The sequence below is a fragment of the Caballeronia sp. INML2 genome (genome assembly GCF_023631365.1).
Classification (GTDB): Bacteria; Pseudomonadota; Gammaproteobacteria; order Burkholderiales; family Burkholderiaceae; genus Caballeronia; species Caballeronia turbans.
This window is the reverse complement of the sequence record NZ_JALQDH010000017.1, coordinates 75,978-94,299: the sequence shown is the minus strand read 5'-3', so window position 1 is coordinate 94,299 and position 18,322 is coordinate 75,978. Positions and strand designations below refer to the sequence as shown.

General features: G+C 64.3%; 14 protein-coding genes and 2 tRNA genes. 10 read left to right on the top strand and 6 right to left on the bottom strand.

The features are described from left to right. The first annotated feature begins 55 nt into the window (after positions 1–55). The 5 genes from NCT32_RS06900 (at position 56) to NCT32_RS06880 (ending at position 3,953) form a co-directional block, all read left to right on the top strand. The gene (locus NCT32_RS06900; RefSeq protein ID WP_061117361.1) at positions 56–1,645 is read left to right on the top strand and encodes a YdiU family protein; all 1,590 of its coding nucleotides are present in this window, start codon (positions 56–58) and stop codon (positions 1,643–1,645) included. Positions 1,646–1,692: 47 nt separating this feature from the next. Then, a complete protein-coding gene (msrB, locus tag NCT32_RS06895; RefSeq protein WP_061117362.1) occupies positions 1,693–2,109 on the top strand; it encodes a peptide-methionine (R)-S-oxide reductase MsrB in 417 nt (138 codons plus the stop codon). A gap of 131 nt (positions 2,110–2,240) precedes the next feature. Continuing rightward, positions 2,241–2,777 (top strand): septation protein A, encoded by a 537-nt coding sequence (locus NCT32_RS06890; RefSeq protein ID WP_061117363.1) that lies wholly within the window; start codon positions 2,241–2,243, stop codon positions 2,775–2,777. Continuing rightward, positions 2,774–3,088, top strand: a complete 315-nt coding sequence (locus NCT32_RS06885; RefSeq protein ID WP_061117364.1) for a BolA family transcriptional regulator — start codon at positions 2,774–2,776, stop codon at positions 3,086–3,088. Before NCT32_RS06890 ends, NCT32_RS06885 begins: the two co-directional genes overlap by 4 nt. Positions 3,089–3,170: 82 nt before the next feature. Then, positions 3,171–3,953 carry a peptidylprolyl isomerase gene (locus NCT32_RS06880; RefSeq protein WP_061117365.1) on the top strand — a complete coding sequence of 261 codons (783 nt, stop codon included), beginning with the start codon at positions 3,171–3,173 and terminating at the stop codon, positions 3,951–3,953. Positions 3,954–4,085: 132 nt separating this feature from the next. On the opposite strand, the gene purL is transcribed toward NCT32_RS06880, so the two are convergent. Continuing rightward, entirely contained in the window at positions 4,086–8,123 is a 4,038-nt protein-coding gene (gene purL / locus NCT32_RS06875; RefSeq protein WP_061117366.1) for a phosphoribosylformylglycinamidine synthase, read from the bottom strand. Between the two features lie 459 nt (positions 8,124–8,582). On the opposite strand from purL, the gene NCT32_RS06870 reads away from it, so the two are divergent. From NCT32_RS06870 to pgi, 3 genes are all read left to right on the top strand, one after another. Beyond that, positions 8,583–9,875: an FAD-dependent oxidoreductase gene (locus tag NCT32_RS06870; protein WP_061117367.1), complete on the top strand. Its 1,293-nt coding sequence runs from the start codon at positions 8,583–8,585 to the stop codon at positions 9,873–9,875. Between the two features lie 108 nt (positions 9,876–9,983). After that, on the top strand, positions 9,984–11,546 hold the full coding sequence (locus NCT32_RS06865; RefSeq protein ID WP_250490012.1) for an NAD(P)H-hydrate dehydratase: 1,563 nt from the start codon (positions 9,984–9,986) through the stop codon (positions 11,544–11,546). A 194-nt stretch (positions 11,547–11,740) separates the two neighbouring features. Then, the gene (pgi, locus tag NCT32_RS06860; RefSeq protein WP_061117369.1) at positions 11,741–13,375 is read left to right on the top strand and encodes a glucose-6-phosphate isomerase; all 1,635 of its coding nucleotides are present in this window, start codon (positions 11,741–11,743) and stop codon (positions 13,373–13,375) included. A gap of 50 nt (positions 13,376–13,425) precedes the next feature. Here the strand turns inward: pgi and NCT32_RS06855 are convergent, their stop codons facing one another. Beyond that, positions 13,426–14,241 (bottom strand): ABC transporter ATP-binding protein, encoded by an 816-nt coding sequence (locus NCT32_RS06855; RefSeq protein WP_409241524.1) that lies wholly within the window; start codon positions 14,239–14,241, stop codon positions 13,426–13,428. Here NCT32_RS06855 and NCT32_RS06850 point away from each other — a divergent pair. After that, on the top strand, positions 14,126–14,794 hold the full coding sequence (locus NCT32_RS06850) for an arylesterase (protein WP_284508492.1): 669 nt from the start codon (positions 14,126–14,128) through the stop codon (positions 14,792–14,794). The genes NCT32_RS06855 and NCT32_RS06850 overlap by 116 nt on opposite strands. Before the next feature lie 123 nt (positions 14,795–14,917). Further along, positions 14,918–15,259, top strand: coding sequence for a hypothetical protein (locus NCT32_RS06845; protein WP_061117372.1), 342 nt, complete (start codon positions 14,918–14,920; stop codon positions 15,257–15,259). Positions 15,260–15,361: 102 nt separating this feature from the next. Here NCT32_RS06845 and NCT32_RS06840 read toward each other — a convergent pair whose 3' ends face one another. From NCT32_RS06840 to NCT32_RS06825, 4 genes are all read right to left on the bottom strand, one after another. Beyond that, the gene (locus NCT32_RS06840) at positions 15,362–17,287 is read right to left on the bottom strand and encodes a SurA N-terminal domain-containing protein (RefSeq protein WP_061117373.1); all 1,926 of its coding nucleotides are present in this window, start codon (positions 17,285–17,287) and stop codon (positions 15,362–15,364) included. Positions 17,288–17,569: 282 nt separating this feature from the next. Then, positions 17,570–17,646 (bottom strand) — tRNA-Asp (locus NCT32_RS06835). Positions 17,647–17,672: 26 nt separating this feature from the next. Continuing rightward, positions 17,673–17,748 (bottom strand) — tRNA-Val (locus tag NCT32_RS06830). A gap of 77 nt (positions 17,749–17,825) precedes the next feature. Beyond that, positions 17,826–18,152 (bottom strand): HU family DNA-binding protein, encoded by a 327-nt coding sequence (locus NCT32_RS06825; protein WP_311394663.1) that lies wholly within the window; start codon positions 18,150–18,152, stop codon positions 17,826–17,828. Positions 18,153–18,322 lie beyond the last annotated feature (170 nt).

The window sequence follows — 18,322 nt, the reverse complement described above, 5'->3', positions numbered from 1 at the left end:
CGTGCAGGCCCGTGGGCGCGGAATTACAATATCGTTTAACTCAGAGGCGCTCAATATGTCGTTTTCCCCAAGCAATGCCGTGCGCGCGGCGCGCGACGAGACGCCCGCCGAGGCGCGTTCCATGAGCGAAATCGCCGGCGCGATTCGAGTCGGTGAACCTGGTTCGTTCGCTGCGCTCGGCAACGCGTTTCTCACGCGTCTTCCCGCCGCCCCGGTGCCCGATCCGTATCTCGTCGGGCTTTCGCGCGAGATGGCCGAATCGCTCGGTTTCGATCCGATCGTCGCCACCGGCGCCGAATCAAATGAATTCGCCGCATACTTCGCCGGCAATCCGACGCGCGACTGGCCGGGCGAATTGCTGCCCTATGCCGCCGTGTATTCGGGTCACCAGTTCGGCGTGTGGGCGGGTCAACTGGGCGACGGCCGCGCGCTCACGCTAGGCGAAGTCAGCGCCGGCGAGCGCCTCGAAGTGCAGTTGAAGGGCGCGGGACGCACGCCCTACTCGCGCATGGGCGACGGCCGCGCAGTGCTGCGTTCCTCGATCCGCGAGTTTCTGTGCTCGGAAGCGATGCACCATCTCGGCATTCCGACGACGCGCGCGCTAACCGTCATCGGCTCGGATCTGCCGGTGCGCCGCGAGACCATCGAAACGGCGGCGATCGTCACGCGCGTGTCGCCGAGCTTCGTGCGCTTCGGCCATTTCGAGCACTTTTATGCGAACGATCGCATCGACCATCTGAGGACGCTCGCCGATCACGTGATCGACCGTTTCCATCCGCATTGCCGCGACGCCGACGATCCCTACCTCGCGCTGCTCGGCGAAGCCGTGCGCTCCACCGCCGATCTCATGGCGCAATGGCAAGGCGTCGGCTTCTGCCACGGCGTGATGAACACCGACAACATGTCGATTCTCGGCCTCACGATCGACTACGGCCCGTTCGGTTTCATGGACGCCTTCAACGCGCATCACATCTGCAATCACTCGGATACGCAGGGCCGCTATTCCTATGGCCGCCAGCCGCAAGTGGCGTACTGGAACCTCTTCTGTCTCGCGCAGGCGCTCGTCCCGCTCTTCGGCGAGAACCTGCCGGAGGAAGGACGCGCCGAGCGCGTGGTCGAAGAAGCGCAGAAAGTGATGGAGCGATACAAGGATCGTTTCGGGCCCGCGCTCGTCGCTAAGATGCGCGCGAAGCTCGGGCTCGGTATCGAGCGCGACGGCGACGACAAGCTCGCCAACGGCCTCTTCGAAATCATGCATGCGAACCGCACGGACTTCACGCTCACGTTCCGTAACTTGTCGAAGCTTTCGAAATCGGACGCGAGCCACGACGCACCCGTGCGCGATCTGTTCCTCGACCGCGCCGCGTTCGATGCGTGGGCCGCGCAGTATCGCGAGCGCCTGGCGCACGAGCCGCGCGACGACGCCGCACGCGCCGAGGCCATGAATCGCGTGAATCCGAAATACGTGCTGCGCAATCATCTGGCGGAACAGGCGATCCGCCGCGCGGCCGAGAAGGACTTTTCAGAAGTGGAGCGCCTGCTGGACGTACTGCGCCATCCGTACGACGAACAGCCCCACTATGAGGCCTATGCCGGCCTGCCGCCCAACTGGGCGAGCGACCTCGAAGTCAGTTGCTCTTCGTAGGATCGCCCTCATATACACGGCCTTCCCGGCCAGACCAAAGGAAAGACATGAGCCACGACGACACCCCGACGAGCTATCCGCTGCAAAAGGACGACGCCACCTATCGCCGCGAACTCGACGACATGCAGTATCAGGTCACGCGCCACGCCGTCACCGAGCGTCCGTTCACCGGCAAATACTGGGATCACGACGAGCGCGGCGTCTATGATTGCGTCTGCTGCGGTACGCCGCTTTTCGAATCCGCCACAAAGTTCGATGCCGGCTGCGGCTGGCCGAGCTATTTCAAGCCGATCAACGGCGAAGTGATCCAGGAGAAAACCGACCGCTCGCACGGCATGCTGCGCATCGAAGTGCTGTGCAAGAACTGCGGCGCGCACCTCGGCCACGTATTCGAGGACGGCCCCGCGCCGACCGGTCTGCGGTATTGCATCAACTCGGCTGCGCTACAATTCGAACCCAAGTAAGCGCGAGCCCGGCACGCGCGCTCCGGGGAGCGACCGTGCATCAAGCCGTACCGGCGCCCGCTCCCGTTCGAGCGGGCGTTCTTTCCTCATGCGCCTCGCATCCATCCGATGCCCATCACGTCCGGACGCCAATGAAATTTCTGTTCGATCTGTTTCCGATCATTCTTTTTTTCGTCGCATTCAAGGTCTGGGGCATTTACACCGCGACGGCGGTCGCGATCGCGGCGACGCTCGTTCAGATCGCCTGGGTCGCGTTCCGTCATCGCAAGGTCGATCCGATGCTGTGGGTCAGTCTCGGCGTCGTCGTCGTATTCGGCGGCGCGACGCTCGTGCTGCACAACGACACCTTCATCAAATGGAAGCCGACAGCGCTCTACTGGCTGTTCGCGTTCGCGCTGATCGTCGCGCATATCGGCTTCAAAAAGAATCTGATCGAGGCGATGATGGGCAAGCAGATCGTCCTGCCGCATCGCGTGTGGGGACAACTGAATCTCGCGTGGGCGGTGTTCTTCGCGCTGCTCGGCATCGTGAACCTTTTCGTCGCGTACAACTTCACCACGGATCAGTGGGTGAATTTCAAGCTCTTCGGCGCGACGGGCTGTCTCGTCGTGTTCATCGTCTTGCAGAGCTTCTGGCTCGCGAAGTACATGAAGGAGGACGGACAATGAGCGCATCGTTCGATTTCATGAGCGCGTCGGCGAACGACAAGATCAGGCATCTCGAAGCGCGTCTGACCGAGGCATTGCAACCGCAGTCGGTGCATATCGACGACGACAGCGCCGCGCACGCGGGCCACGCCGGCGCGGCCGCCGGCAGCCACTACACGGTGACGATCGTCGCGGCGTGCTTCGCCGGCAAGGCGCGCGTGGCGCGGCATCGACTGGTGTATGATGCGCTGGCCGAGGAAATGCGGCGCGGCGTGCACGCGCTCGCGATCCGGGCTTACACGCCGCAGGAGTTCGCAAAACAATTCGAATAGACACGCGCGCGCGTCACCGCTTAAGCCTTGCTTCTTGAAACTCGCCTTTAAAGGCGTCTGTTTGTTCAGTTAGGAACCTCCGATGACTTTGAAAAAAACCCGCGTCTGGGTGTTGCTGGCTGCGTTCGCGGCTGCGCCCGCCTTTGCGCAAAACGTCGCCGTCGTCAACGGCACGCCGATTCCCACGTCGCGCGCCGATGCGCTCGTGAAGCAGCTCGTCGCGCAGGGTCAGCAGAATTCGCCGCAGCTTCAGCAAGCTGTGCGCGAGGAACTCATCAACCGCGAAATCCTGATGCAGGAAGCCGCGCGCGAAGGCGTCGCGACGCGCCCCGATGTCAAGGCGCAGGTCGCGGTGGCGCAGCAGACCGTCGTGCTGCGCGCGCTCATCGAAGACTTCGTGAAGAAGAACACGCCGACCGACGCCGAGATCAAGGCGCGCTATGACCAGCTCGTCAAGCAGAACGGCGGCGGCAAGGAACTGCATCTGCATCACATCCTCGTCGAAGACGAAGCGCAGGCGAAGGACCTGATCGCGAAGATCAAGGCCGGCGCGAGCTTCGAGGATCTCGCCAAGCAATATTCGAAAGACCCGGGATCGGGCAAGAATGGCGGCGATCTGGACTGGTCGTCGCCTTCGGCTTATGTGCCGGAATTCGGCGCGGCCGCGGAGAAGCTGAAGAAGGGAGAAGTGACGCCGGCGCCGGTGAAGACGCAGTTCGGCTGGCACGTCATCCGCCTGGACGATTCGCGCGAAGTCGCCCCGCCGCCGCTCGATCAGGTCAAGACGCAGATCGCGCAGCAGATCCAGCAGGAAAAACTGCAGGCGTTCGAAGAAGGTCTGCGCAGCAAAGCGGTGATCAAGTAAGCGCGCTTGCTCGATCCTTCAGTTCGCCATCTGCGAGCCATGACAAAGCCGCCCTCGGGCGGCTTTGTTGCTTCTGGCTAGCGCTAAAAAAAAGAAACACCCCTCGGGGTGTTTCGTCCGACGCCTTCGCAATCAGCCGAGGAAGCGTCGCGCGTTCTGGAAGGCCCGCAGCCACGGGCTGCCGTCGGTGGTCCAGTCATCGGGCGTCCAGCTCATCTGCACGTTGCGATGCACGCGCTCCATGTGCGGCATCAGCACGGTGAAGCGGCCATCGGGCGTCGTCACGGACGTGATGCCCTGCGGCGAGCCGTTCGGATTGAACGGATATTGCTCCGTCGCATTGCCGCGATGATCGACGTAGCGCATCGCGACAAGCGCCTGCGCCTGATCGCCCTGCTGCGAGAAGTCGGCGAAACCTTCGCCGTGCGCGACCGCCACCGGAATGCGCGAGCCTTCCATGCCGGCGAAGAAGATCGACGGCGAACGTTCGACCTCGACGAGCGAGAAGCGCGCCTCGAACTGTTCCGACTTGTTGCGCGTGAACTTCGGCCAGTTTTCCGCACCCGGAATGATCGACGCGAGACTCGACATCATCTGGCAGCCGTTGCAGATGCCGAGCGCGAAGGTGTCGCCGCGGCCGAAGAACGCGGCGAACATGTCGGCGAGGCGTTGATTGAAGCGGATCGTCTTCGCCCAGCCCTCGCCCGCGCCCAGCACATCGCCGTATGAGAAGCCGCCGCACGCGACCGCGCCCGCGAAGTCGGCGAGCGTCGCGCGGCCCTCGAGCAGATCGCTCATGTGGACGTCGTGCGCGTCGAAGCCGGCACGGTCGAATGCGTAAGCTGTTTCGAGGTGCGAGTTCACGCCCTGCTCGCGCAGAATCGCGACACGCGGACGTTTTCCCGTCGCGATGAACGGCGCGGCGACGTCTTCGGCCGGATCGAAGGTTAGCTGAGGCGAAAGGCCCGGATCGGCGGCATCGAGCAGCGCGTCGTATTCGGCATCCGCGCAGGCCGGGTTGTCGCGCAGACGCGCGATGCGCCAGCTCACTTCGCTCCACGCGCGGTGCAGCTCGACGCGCGGTGCATCGAAAATCTTCTTCGCGTCGCGATAGATCTCGATCGCGCCGCTCTCGTTCGGCTTGCCGATCACATGCGAGCACGCCGACAAGCCATGCTCGCGCAGCGCGGCGAGCACCGCGTCGCGGTCCGATGCGCGCACCTGCACCACCGCGCCGAGTTCTTCCGAGAACAGCGCGCGGATCGTGCGGTCGTCGCGTCGGCCGCTCGTCTGCTTCGCCCAGTCCTTCGCGTCGCCGTAATCGGATTCGTGTTCGGCGTCGAGCGTCAGCATGTCGACGTTCAGCGACACGCCAACATGACCCGCAAACGCCATTTCGCAGACCGTCGCCCACAGGCCGCCATCGGAGCGGTCATGGTAGGCGAGCAGCTTGCCTTCGGCGTTGAGCGCCTGGATCGCGGCGAAGAAACGCTTCAGATCCTCGGGGTCGTCGACGTCGGGCACCGCATCGCCGACCTGCTGCGTCACCTGCGCGAGGATGCTGCCACCCATGCGGTTGCGGCCGCGGCCCAGATCGATCGCGATCAGCACCGTGTTGGCGTCATTGACGAGCTGCGGCGTCAGATGACGGCGCACGTCTTCCACGGGCGCAAACGCCGAGATAATCAGCGACACCGGCGACACGACTTCGCGGGCACCGCCGCGCGCGTCCTGCCACTTGGTGCGCATGGACAGTGAATCCTTGCCGACCGGAATACTGATGCCGAGCGCCGGACACAGCTCCATGCCGATCGCCTTCACCGTTTCATAGAGCGCGGCATCTTCACCCGCGCTGCCGCACGCGGCCATCCAGTTCGCCGACAGCTTCAGCTTGTTCAGCGATTCGATCGGCGCGGAGGCAATGTTCGTCACCGCTTCGCCCACCGCCATGCGTCCCGATGCGGGTGCGTCGATGACGGCGAGCGGCGTGCGCTCGGCCATCGTCATCGCTTCGCCGCGAAAGCCTGCGTAGTCCATCGTCGTGACGGCGCAATCGGCCACGGGCACCTGCCACGGGCCGACGAACTGATCACGCGCGGTCGTACCGCCGACCGAGCGGTCGCCGATGGTGATGAGGAAGGACTTGCTCGCGACCGTGGGATGCTTCAGCACATCGACCGCCACCGCCGACAGCGGCAGACCGGTCACGTCGACCGGCGTGAACTGCGCGTGCTCGCGCTTCACGTCGCGATGCATCTTGGGCGGCTTGCCGAGCAGCACGTCCATCGGCATATCGACGGGTTCCTGACCTTCGTTCGCTTCGTCGATCAGCTTCAACTGCCGCTCTTCGGTCGCCACGCCAACGACTGCCACCGGGCAGCGTTCGCGTTCGCAGATCGCCTGAAACGCGGGCAGATCGGCGGGCGAGATCGCGAGGACATAACGTTCCTGCGCTTCGTTCGACCAGATTTCGCGCGGCGAGAGACCGCTTTCTTCGAGCTGGACCTTGCGCAGCTCGAAGCGCGCGCCTTTGCCCGCGCCATCGACGAGCTCCGGGAAGGCGTTCGAAATGCCGCCCGCGCCGACATCGTGAATCGACAGGATCGGATTGCCCTCGCCCATCTGCCAGCAGGTGTTGATGACTTCCTGCGCGCGGCGCTGAATTTCCGGATTGCCGCGCTGGACCGAATCGAAGTCGAGCTCGGCGGTGTTCGCGCCGGTCGCCATCGACGACGCCGCGCCGCCGCCCATGCCGATGCGCATGCCCGGACCGCCGATCTGGATCAGCAGCGTGCCGGCCGGCAGATCGTTCTTGTGCGTGTGCTGGTCCGAAATATTGCCGATGCCGCCCGCGATCATGATCGGCTTGTGATAGCCGCGCACGCGGCCCGCGACGTTCTGCTCGTAGGTGCGGAAATAGCCGCCGAGGTTCGGACGGCCGAATTCGTTGTTGAAGGCCGCGGCGCCGATCGGCCCGTCGATCATGATCTGCAACGGCGAGGCGATGCGGTCGGGCCGGCCGTATGGCTCGTTCTGGTCGGCCGGATTGCGCGATGCGAGCGGCACCGCGGCATCGCGATCGTTTTCCCACTTTTCGCGCGCGCCGGGCAAATCGAGGTTCGACACGGTGAAGCCGGCAAGACCGGCCTTCGGACGCGCGCCGCGGCCCGTCGCGCCTTCGTCGCGGATTTCGCCGCCGGAGCCCGTCGCCGCGCCCGCGAACGGGGAAATCGCGGTCGGGTGATTGTGCGTCTCGACCTTCATCAGCGTGTGGGTCAGTTCCACATGACGCTGATACTGCTCGTCGCGACCGCGCGGGAACCAGCGCTGCGCGATGCCGCCGCGCATGATCGCCGAGTTGTCCGAATACGCGACGATCGTGCCTTCGTGATTCAGCTTTTCGGTATTGCGGATCATCTGGAACAGCGACATGTCCTGCTTCTCGCCGTCGATGGTCCATTCGCCGTTGAAGATCTTGTGGCGGCAGTGTTCGCTGTTGGCCTGCGCGAACATCATCAGTTCGACGTCGGTCGGATTGCGCTTCAGCCCTTCGAATGCGTTCACCAGATAATCGATTTCGTCTTCCGCGAGCGCGAGGCCGAGTTCGGTGTTCGCGGCTTCGAGCGCCTTGCGTCCCGCGCCGATGATATCGACCGTCTGCAAGGGCTTGGCGGGCAGTTCATCGAAGAGATGCAGCGCCTGATCGCGCGATGCCGCGACGCTTTCCGTCATGCGGTCGTGCAACGCATCCGCGACGGCGGCGCGCGCTTCGTCCGACAGCGCCTTCTTGCCGCCGAGAAAACCGCTTTTCATGATGACCGAGTACTCGACGCCGCGCTCGATGCGCCGCACCTTATCGAGCCCGCAGTGATGCGCGATGTCGGTCGCCTTGCTCGCCCACGGCGAAACCGTGCCGAAGCGCGGCACGACCAGGAAGGTCTCGACCTGGCCGCGCTCCTTCGATGCGTCGAAAGGCGCGCCGTAGTGCATCAGCGCATCGATGCGGCTGTTGTCATCGTCGGTGAGCGGCTCGGACGCGTTGACGAAATGCAGGAACTGACCGCGCACGCCGACGATATTCGCGTCGATGCGGGCGAGCGTTTCGAGAAGGCGGGTTTGACGAAAATCGGAGAGGGCCGAAGCGCCGGGGAAACACGAGAAGTGGGCCATTGTGACGGTGCGTCGATGACGTCTGTGTGCCGCTCGCGCGACGCTCGCTTTTTTGCGAATCGAAAAAATCGCAAATTCGGACTCGAGCGCGCAAAACGGCGTGAGGCGAAAGGAAGACCGCGATTATAACCCGGAAGCGTCTCGAAATCGGGCCGGGCGGTCCGTCCCGGCGCTGTGCGGCGGCGCGCGGCGAGGCGAACCCAATCGGTTCTCATCCCGAAATCACCTGGACGCACAAGGCCGGGGCAAACTTGATGAGTCACGCACCGCATGACCGCGCGGGTTGCCGTCCCTCGCAAACGATTTTGGCGCTATCATGGCGCGCTCTTCGGGTCCGGCGCGCCGAGCCGCGCTTCAGGATCCGTCGTTTTACCGTCAAGGCGCGCGGCGTCGGGCGCTTCGCTCCCGCGCGTCACACCGCGCAGCACTGCAATCTCGCGCCTTCGGGCACAAAAAGTCATGGATGTCATCGTCATCGGCGGAGGAATCGCCGGCATCGCCACCGCCTGCCAGTTGCACGCGGCAGGCCATCGCGTTTGCGTGATCGAGCGCCACGCGACCGTCGCGCAAGGCGCCACCTACGGCCAGGGCGGCGCGCTGCTGCCATCGCCGCTCGATGTCTGGTTCGGGCCGACCTTCATGGCATCGAGCCGCTCGAAGCAAAGCGGCATGGTGGTCAAGACCGGGTTCGACTCGGCCGCCCGCGACTTCATCAAGCAACTCGCGGCGCTTCGCGATCCCGAGGCGTTCGCTGCGCAGTACGCGCATCTGCAGCCGCTCGTCGATCTGTCGCGGCGCGTGCTGGCGGACATCGAAAGCCGCCTGGAACTCGATTTCGAACAACGCCGCGGCATGCTGCACGTGTTCCGGCAGCCGCGCGAGCTCGAAGACGCGCAACCGGCCATCGATCTGCTCAAGGGCTGCGGCGTGCCGTATCGGCTGCTGACGCCCGAGGAATGCGTCGCCGTCGAACCTTCCGTGCCGGACTACCCCGAGTTCGCGGGCGGCGTGCTGCTGCCCGAGGAGCGCACCGCGAACTGCCCGCTTTTCACGAAGCAACTGAAGCAGGTGCTCGAAGACGATGGCGTGCAGTTCCGCATGCACCGGAGCGTCGCGTCGGTGCGGCTCGACGGCGCGCGCGCCGCCGTCGAACTCGCCGATCCGAGCGAGGGCAAGAAGCGCAGGGCCGAGGTGGAGCTGATCACCGCGGACGCGATCGTCGTCGCGGCGGGCACCGGCACGCCCGGGCTCATCGGCGGCATCCGGTCGGCGTCCTCGCTTTTTCCGCTGCGCGTGCACACGCTGACTGCGCCCGTCGCCTATGAGGAGCGCGTGCCGCATCTCACGGTCGTCGATACGATCAAGCGCATCACGATGACGCGCGTGAACCAGCGGCTGCGCGTGGGCGGCGCGGGCGTGTTTCAGAGCGCCTCCAAAGCCGACAAGCCGCTCGACGCCACGCTGGCCCGGCGCGCGCTCGATTTGCTCGGTCAGGGCACGCACGACTGGATTCCGGGCGCGGCGCGAGTGTCCGCCGCGCGCGCGTGGGATGGTTTGCGACTGATCACCGCCGACGGGCTGCCGGTCGTCGGCGCGACGCGCCATCCGCGGCTTTTCGTCAACGCGGCGCACGGCCCGGCCGGCTGGGGCCTCGCATGCGGGTCTGCTAAAGTGATCGCGGACCTCGTCTCCGGCGTTACGCCCGACATTCCCGCCAGCGCGCTCGCGGCGATGAGCATCGAGCGCTTCTAGCAAGCAGCAGTCACCGCGCGGCGCGCACCGCCGCGACGGGCACGATTGCTGCGGCGACGCCGGATTCCCGACCGACTCGATTCTCGAAGCGCCCTTCCGCCCGCCGCCATGACCGCTGCCCGCTCACCCTACTTCAGCCCCAAAGACGATCCCCTCGCGCTGCTGACGCTTACCGAGCTGCGCGCGCTCGAAGCGCGTGCGGCTGCGGCGCTGCCGCCGCACACGCTGATGGCGCGCGCGGGGGCGGCCGCCGCGCAATGCCTCATCGACGTGCTCGAGAACGATCCCGACTCCCGCGCACGGCCGGTGTGGCTCGTGGCCGGCCCCGGCAACAACGGCGGCGACGCGCTCGTGATGGCGGAGCAACTGCATCGCGCCGGCATTGCGGTACGTGTGTGCATGCCGGTCGAGGTCAAGCCCGACGACGCACGCTGGGCGCTCGAATCGGCGCGCGCGGCGGGCGTGCCGATCGACGGCCAGCCGCCCGCATCGTTCGACGGCTTCGGCTGGCTCGTCGACGGCATGTTCGGCATCGGCCTCACGCGCGCGCTCGACGGCGTATTCGCGGATATCGCCGCGCGCATGACGCGCCGTTCCAGCGCTTCAGGCCGCGTGCTCGCGCTCGACATCGCAAGCGGCCTGAACAGCGACACCGGCACACCCGTGAACGGCGGCGAAGCCGTGCGCGCGACGGACACCATCACGTTCATCGGCGCGAAGCCGGGGCATTTCACGTCACAAGGCCGCGATCTGACGGGACGGCTTTTCGTGTCGACGCTGGAGGTCGATTCGAGCACCGCGCCTTCGATCACGCTCAATGCGCCCGCACTCTTCGGCGCATGCATGCCGCCGCGCGACAACGCGACCAACAAGGGCACGTTCGGCTCGCTCGCGGTCATCGGCGGCGACACCGGCATGTGCGGCGCGCCGATTCTCGCCGCGCGCATGGCGCTCTACGGCGGCGCGGGAAAGGTTCACGTCGCGTTTCTGGGCGAAGGCTTTCCGCCCTATGATCCGCCGCATCCCGAGCTGATGCTGCATCGCGCCGACGGCTTCGCGCCCGACAGGATGGACGCGCTGTCCATCGGCTGCGGCATGGGCACGAGCGAGCGCGCGAAAAACGTGCTGGCGGACGCGCTCAAGCTCGACATCCCGAAGCTGCTCGATGCCGACGCGCTCAATCTCGTCGCCAAAGACGACGCGCTCGCCTCCGCCGTCGCGACACGCGGCGCCAAGGGCGATCCGTGCATCCTGACGCCGCATCCGCTCGAAGCGGCGCGTCTCTTGCAGACTGACGCGAAATCCGTTCAGGCCGACCGCATCGCCGCCGCGCGCCAGCTCGCCGCGCGCTATGCGGCGATCGCGGTGCTCAAGGGCTCGGGCACCGTAATCGCGTCGTCCGACGGACGTGTCTGCGTGAATCCAACCGGCAACGCCGGTCTCGCGACAGGCGGCACCGGCGACGTGCTCGGCGGATTGATCGGAGCATTGCTCGCGCAGAAACTGCCGGCCTACGAAGCCGCGCTCGCGGGCGTCTATCTGCATGGCCTTGCCGCGCAGACACTTACCGACGACGGCATGGGCCCGGCGGGATTGACCGCGGGCGAACTCGCGCCGGCCGTGCGCGGTCTCATCAACCGCCGCTTTTACGCGCAGCACGCGCGAAGCTGAAGGCTTGCGGGCGCACGCCCGCGAAGTCCCGTGACGCTTTGCAAGCATCCGGTCATGCATCGTCGCTATACTCTTTTTTGATTCGGGCAACCGCGGCCGTTTAGTCGCGTTCACCAAACACGACACGCACAGGCAAGCCGGGCCGCAATCGCACGAACGTATTCCTCTGTCACTCTCAGACTATCGGACCGCTCATGACCCAAAACTCGATGCTCAATTCGCTTCCTGCCTGGTCGGCGCTCCAGTCGCATTACGATGCCATCTCCGGCGAGCGCCTGCGCGACTGGTTCGGGCCTCAGAACGACACCGCGCCGACGCGCGCCGAGCGCTTGACCTTCGAAGGCGGCGGCCTCGCAATCGACTTCTCCAAGAACCGCGTCAAGGACGAAACGCTCAAGCTGCTCGTCGAGGTCGCCCAGCAGGCCAAGGTCACCGAACGCCGCGACGCGATGTTCCGTGGCGATATCGTCAACATCACCGAACATCGCGCGGTGCTGCATACCGCGCTGCGCGCGCAGTCGCCCGACGCGCCTTTCTACGAGCAGGTGCAGAAGGAAAAGGCCAAAATGGCCGCCTTCTCCGATCGCGTGCGCGACGGCTCATGGAAAGGCTATAGCGGCAAGCGCATCCGTCACGTCGTAAACATCGGTATCGGCGGCTCGGACCTCGGACCGAAGATGGTCGTGCATGCGCTGCATCATCTCGCTTCGAAGGATCTCGACACGCACTTCGTATCGAACGTCGACGGCGCCGATCTCTGGAACGTCCTTCAGCAAGTCGACGCCGAGGAGACGCTGGCGATCGTCGTCTCCAAGACCTTCACGACGCTCGAGACGATGACCAACGCGCATTCGATGCGCGACTGGTTCCTGAAGTCCGGCTGTCCCGAAGATCAGTTGTCGAAGCATTTCGTCGGCGTCTCGGCGAATCCGGCTGAAGTCGTCAAGTTCGGTATCGCGAAAGAAAACGTGTTCGAGATGTGGGACTGGGTCGGCGGCCGTTACTCGCTGTGGTCGGCGGTGGGTCTCTCGATCATGCTGTCGGTCGGCCCGAAAAATTTCGACGCGCTCCTGCAAGGCGCGGCTGCGATGGACGAGCACTTCCGCACCGCCCCGCTCGACAGGAACCTGCCCGTGCTGATGGGCATGATCGGCATCTGGTATCGCAACTTTTTTGGCTCACAGAGCGATCTGGTGGCGCCGTATTCGCAGGCGCTGCACTATCTGCCTTCATACCTCCAGCAGCTCGAGATGGAGAGCAACGGCAAGTCCGCGCGCCTCGACGGCAAGATGGTCGACTATCCGACGGCGGCCGTCATCTGGGGCGAGCCGGGCACGAACGGCCAGCACGCGTTCTTCCAGATGCTGCATCAGGGCCCCACGCTCATCCCGATCGACTTCATCGCCGTGCTGACGCCGGAGCATCCGCTCGTCGATCATCACGCGAAGCTGCTCGCCAACTGCTTTGCGCAGAGCGAAGCGCTGATGCTCGGCCGCACGCTGGAAGAAGCAAAGAAGGTTGCCGGTCCTGGCAAGGAAGAACTGGCGACGCATCTGAGCTTCCCCGGCAACCGGCCAACCACGACCATCATGCTCGATGCCCTCACGCCGCAGACGCTCGGCGCGCTCATCGCGCTCTACGAGCACAAGGTGCTCGTGCAGGGCACGGTGTGGGACATCAACTCGTTCGATCAGTGGGGCGTTGAGCTCGGCAAGATTCTCGGCAAGGTCGTCGAGGCCGATATCACTGCCGCGAGCGTCGATCCGGCCAGGCACGACTCGTCGACATCGGCGTTGATCGCGCGTGCGCGCAAGGCGCTGAAGCGCTGACGCTCCCGTAGTCGTCGATGGCCCGCGACGCTTGCGCGTTGCGGGCTTTTTTACACGCCGAGACCGTTGACGAGGCGCCCCGCTTCGATCGTCACCGTGGCATCGCAACGCTCGGCGAGTTCCTGATCGTGCGTAACCAGCACGAGCGTCGCGCCGTTGCGCCGATTCATCTCGAACATCAGGTCGATGATTGCGCAGCCGGTTGCGGCGTCGAGGCTGCCGGTGGGTTCGTCGGCGAAGAGCACGACAGGATGCGTGACGAACGCGCGCGCGAGCGCGACGCGCTGCTGTTCGCCGCCGGAAAGCAGCTTCGGATAATGGCCGGTGCGTTGCGACAGCCCGACCTGATCGAGCAGCGAACGGGCGCGCGCTGCGATTTCGCTGTGCGGAGTCTGAGCGCGCAGCTCGAGGGGCAGCATGACGTTCTCGAGCGCGGTCAGATGCGGCATCAACTGGAACGACTGGAACACGAAGCCGACCGCGCCGCTTCTGAGCGCGGCGCGCTCGTCTTCGTTCAACGTGGCCAACTCCTTGCCAAGCAGACGAACCGAGCCCTCGCTCGCGCTGTCCAATCCGGCGAGCAAGCCGAGCAATGTCGACTTGCCCGAGCCCGATGCTCCGACGATCGCGACGCTGCTACCCTTCGCAATCGACAGATCGACCTGATCGAGAATCGTGAGCTCGCCCGTTGCGTCCTTCACTCGCTTGCTTAATCCCCGAACTTCGATGACCGGCTCGATATTGTTTTGCATGGACACCCTGAAAAAGAACTTGCGCGGCTTTGCGACCGCCGCGCTGATGGCGGCATGTTGTGCGACCGCGCACGCGGCAGACGCGCAGGCGGCATCGCAACCGAAGCCCGCAATCGTCGTGCTGGGCGATAGTCTGTCGGCCGAATACGGTCTGCCGCGCGACACTGGCTGGGTGAATCTGCTGCGCGAGAAGCTGGCGAAGGAGCGTTTCGATTATAGCGTCGCCAATTCGAGCATCAGCGGCGACACCACAAGCGGCGGGCGCGCGCGTCTGACCGCGGTGCTGTCGCGCATCAAGCCGGCTGTCGTAATCGTCGAACTCGGCGCGAACGACGCGTTGCGTGGCGTGCCGCTCGCGACGACGGAGACGAATCTGCGCAGCATCGTCGAGGCATCGCAGGCCGCGCATGCGAAGGTTTTACTCATCGGCATGTACGTTCCACCCAATTACGGCCCCGACTACACGCAAAAGTTCCACGCGGTCTACGAGAGTATCGCGAAGGACAAGAACGTGCCGCTCGTGCCGTTTCTGCTTGCCGGCATCGCTGACAAGCCTGCCATGTTCCAGGCCGACCAGATTCATCCGACCGTGCAGGCCCAGCCTTTGCTGTTGGATAACGTCTGGCCAACCTTGAAACCCTTGCTGGGCGCCAGTGCGTCGCATTAACGAAGACGCCGGACGCGACAGCTTCAGCAACCGACGCGGAGCATGGCCAAGATTCAGATATCTGAGACTTTCGCGTAACTCTTATAACCCCGCTCGTCGTGAGCGACTCTACAAGGAGGTCACGTGAAATTTATCCCTCTTCTCGCCCTGACCGTTGCGATTTCGGCCTGTGCTGCTCAGCCGCCCGCCGGTGTGCAGCAAGTCGGCACGAGCCAGAAAGCGCCGAAGGTCGTCGCGCAATGCGTCGCCCAGAAATGGGCGGACTCGTCGCAGCAGCAGGTCGTGTCGCAGAACACGCTCGCGAACGATCAGGCCGTCGACGTGTACGTGCCCGGCCAGCAACCGCCGACCGGCGCGGCGGCCATTGTCCGCCCGGCATGGTCGGGTTCGGGCACGTGGGTCGGTTTCCGCGCCTCGGGCGCTGCCGGCAGTCAGGCAACCGGCGATATCCAGGCTTGCCTGTAAGCGAAGCTCGGACGGCTGCTTGCTGCCTCATGGCGGCATAGCCGAACAAAAAAGCCCCGCATTCTTTCGGAAGCGGGGCTTTTTTTATGAAGCCAGTATCGATCAGTTTGACGACGACGGCGGGGGCGCCTGGCTCAGCTTGACCTTCGAGCGCGCCTTCAACGCGTTGATGTACGCCTCCATGTCGGCCTGCGCATAGACCTGCGCGACCTGCTGCTGCGCGCCCGCGAGGCGATCGGCTGCGACCGGCGCACCCTTTTCGATCCCGTTCACGCGATAAATCGCGTAGCCGTCCGCGCCGAGATCCACGCCGACATAAGCCGGAAGTTTCGATGCGTCCACCTTGAAGATCGCGCTCAGCGCGGCGGGCGGCAAGCCTTGCGCGTCGTTACGCAAGACCGTGACCGGCGACGTGAAGCCATCGGCCGACTTCGACTTCTGCAGGTCCGCCAGCTTCGCTTCGCCGTCCTTCTTTGCCATCGCAGCGGCCAGTTCCGCGACCACCTTCTTGCGGACGTCGTCCTTTACGACGTCGAACGCCGGGACGGAAGACGCCTTGTAGTCGGTCACGCGCGCGGCAATCAGCGTGTTGTTGCCGACGTCGATGGCCTGCGTGTTGTTGCGATCCTTCACCGCGTCCGGCGCGAAGACGGCCGTGAGGAACTTCGGATTGTTGAGCGGATTGTCCTGTGGCAATTGCGGATTCGGCTTCGGGCCGACCGTCGCCGTCTGGATCGTGAGCTTGTATTTGTCCGCGGCGGGTTGCAGCGACTTCGCCTTCTCGTAGACGAGGTCGGTGAAGCCCTGCGCGTCTTCCGCGAAGCCCTTCGTGCCTTGCTGGGCCGCATAGTCCTTCGCGAGCGAGTCCTTCACTTCATCGAACGGTCTTGTGACCGATGGCTTAACGTCGGTCGCCTGGATGATGTGATAGCCGAAATCCGATTCGACGATATTGCTCACCTCGCCCTTCTTCAGGCCGAATGCGGCATCGTCGAATGCCTTGCCGCCCGCGATCTGCCCATGCGCGAAGTAGCCGAGATCGCCGCCCTTGCTCGCCGAGCCAGGATCGTCCGAGTTCTTCTGCGCGATCTGCGCGAACTGGTCGGGATGAGCCTTGACTTGCGCGAGCAGTTCTTCGGCTTTCTGCTTCGCCTTCGCCTTGTCGGCCGCGCTCGCGTCCTTCGGCGCGTTCACGAGAATGTGGCTCGCGCGCACTTCCGCTTCCGTCCGATAGCGCTGGATGTTCTCGTCGTAATACTTCTTGAGATCGGCGTCGCTCGGCTTCGATGCCGCCGCGACCGTCGACGGCGACAGCAGGAGATACTGGATCGTGGCCGTCTCGGGCGTCGCGAAGTCGTTGCGATGCGCGTCGTAGTATGCCGTGAGCTGCGCGTCGGTCGGCTGGATCTTCGCGGTGTAATCGGCCGTGCGCAGCGACAGGCCTTGCACCGAGCGCTTCTGCTCTGCAAGTTCCGTCAGGCTCTGTGCGAGCGACTTCGACGTGAACGAAGTCGCCTGGATGCTGCCCGGAATCTGCTCGGTCGCGATCGTGTAGCGCATGCGCTCGTCGTACTGCGCGGGCGTCATGCCCTGCATCGCGAGCAGTTGCTTGTAGCGATCGAGGTCGATGCTGCCGTCGGGCTTCTTCAGCGACGAAATCACCGGATCGGAAAGCAGCGCGCGACGCACGGCGTCATCCGACGCGGTCAGATGCAGACGCTGCGTTTCGTCGGCCATCGCGCGTTGCTGCACGAGACTGTCGACCATCGCGGCGCGTGCCTCGGGCGTGTCGAACATCTTGGCGTCGAACTGTGCGCCGAGCATCGAGCGGGCGCGGTCCACTTGCTGACGGAAGGCGCTGTCGAACTCGGCGCGCGTGATCTTGTGGCCATTCACGCTGGCGACGTAGGAACTCTCGTCGAAATAGTTGCTGAAGCCCTGAATCCCGACCATGCCCAGACCGGGCACGACGATCAGGATTAGCAGAGCCATCATCAGGCGCTGGTGATTACGGAAGAAGTCGAGCATGCGTAACGCTGCGTGGTTATAACAAAACGCTCGATATTACAACAGTGGGCGGGGAAAAGGCGAAAGGCGGGTGGGATTTGCGTTGCCCAAGGCGAAATTGTCGTGCTGATCCTTGTAATTAAAGGTGTCGCGCCCCAGGATGCCGCCCTGGGCGGCGCATCCAAGTGCTCGGAACCGTGCTTCTTTGACGCAATCATTAGTATTCTTAACGACAGCGCGAGCGCACGTAAAACAAAAAAGTCCTGCAAGCAATGCAGCTTGCAGGACTTTTTTGTTTGATTCTGGCGGAGCGGACGGGACTCGAACCCGCGACCCCCGGCGTGACAGGCCGGTATTCTAACCAACTGAACTACCGCTCCTGGGTAGCGCGCAATGAACTGAGACCTGGTGGGTGCTGAGAGGCTCGAACTCCCGACCTACGCCTTGTAAGGGCGCCGCTCTACCAACTGAGCTAAGCACCCGGTCCGCAAATTCACTCGGTTTGCGCCTCGTTAAACTTAACGCTTCGTTTTGAGAAGCGCCGCATCCAGCGAGTCCGCTAGTTTAGCGCATCCTTCAGCGCTTTGCCAGGGCGAAATTTCGGAACCTTCGCGGCCTTGATCTTGATCGCGTCGCCCGTGCGCGGATTGCGGCCCGTGCGCGCAGTGCGCTTACCGACGGCGAACGTGCCGAAGCCGACGAGCGTCACGGTGCCGCCCTTCTTCAGCGTCGCGCTTACGCCGCCGATCACCGCTTCGAGCGCTCGGCCGGCGGCGGCCTTGGAGATATCGGCTTGCTGCGCGATATGGTCGATCAGTTCCGTCTTGTTCATTGTGATCCCCGAATCAGTATTGGCACGTTTTAATCGATCTGGTCCAGCATCGATGCGAATGGCATCTCGATATGATTGGATGCGGCGCTCATTTAACTTAGCCGAAAGCAGCGTGTCAACGAGGGTTGAGCCTTATTCGGTGCGGGTTCGAGGCGTTTTAGAAGAGCTCCTCGGTAAAGCCGCGCGCGCAAAGAAAAACCCGCGGGCATACACCCGCGGGTTTT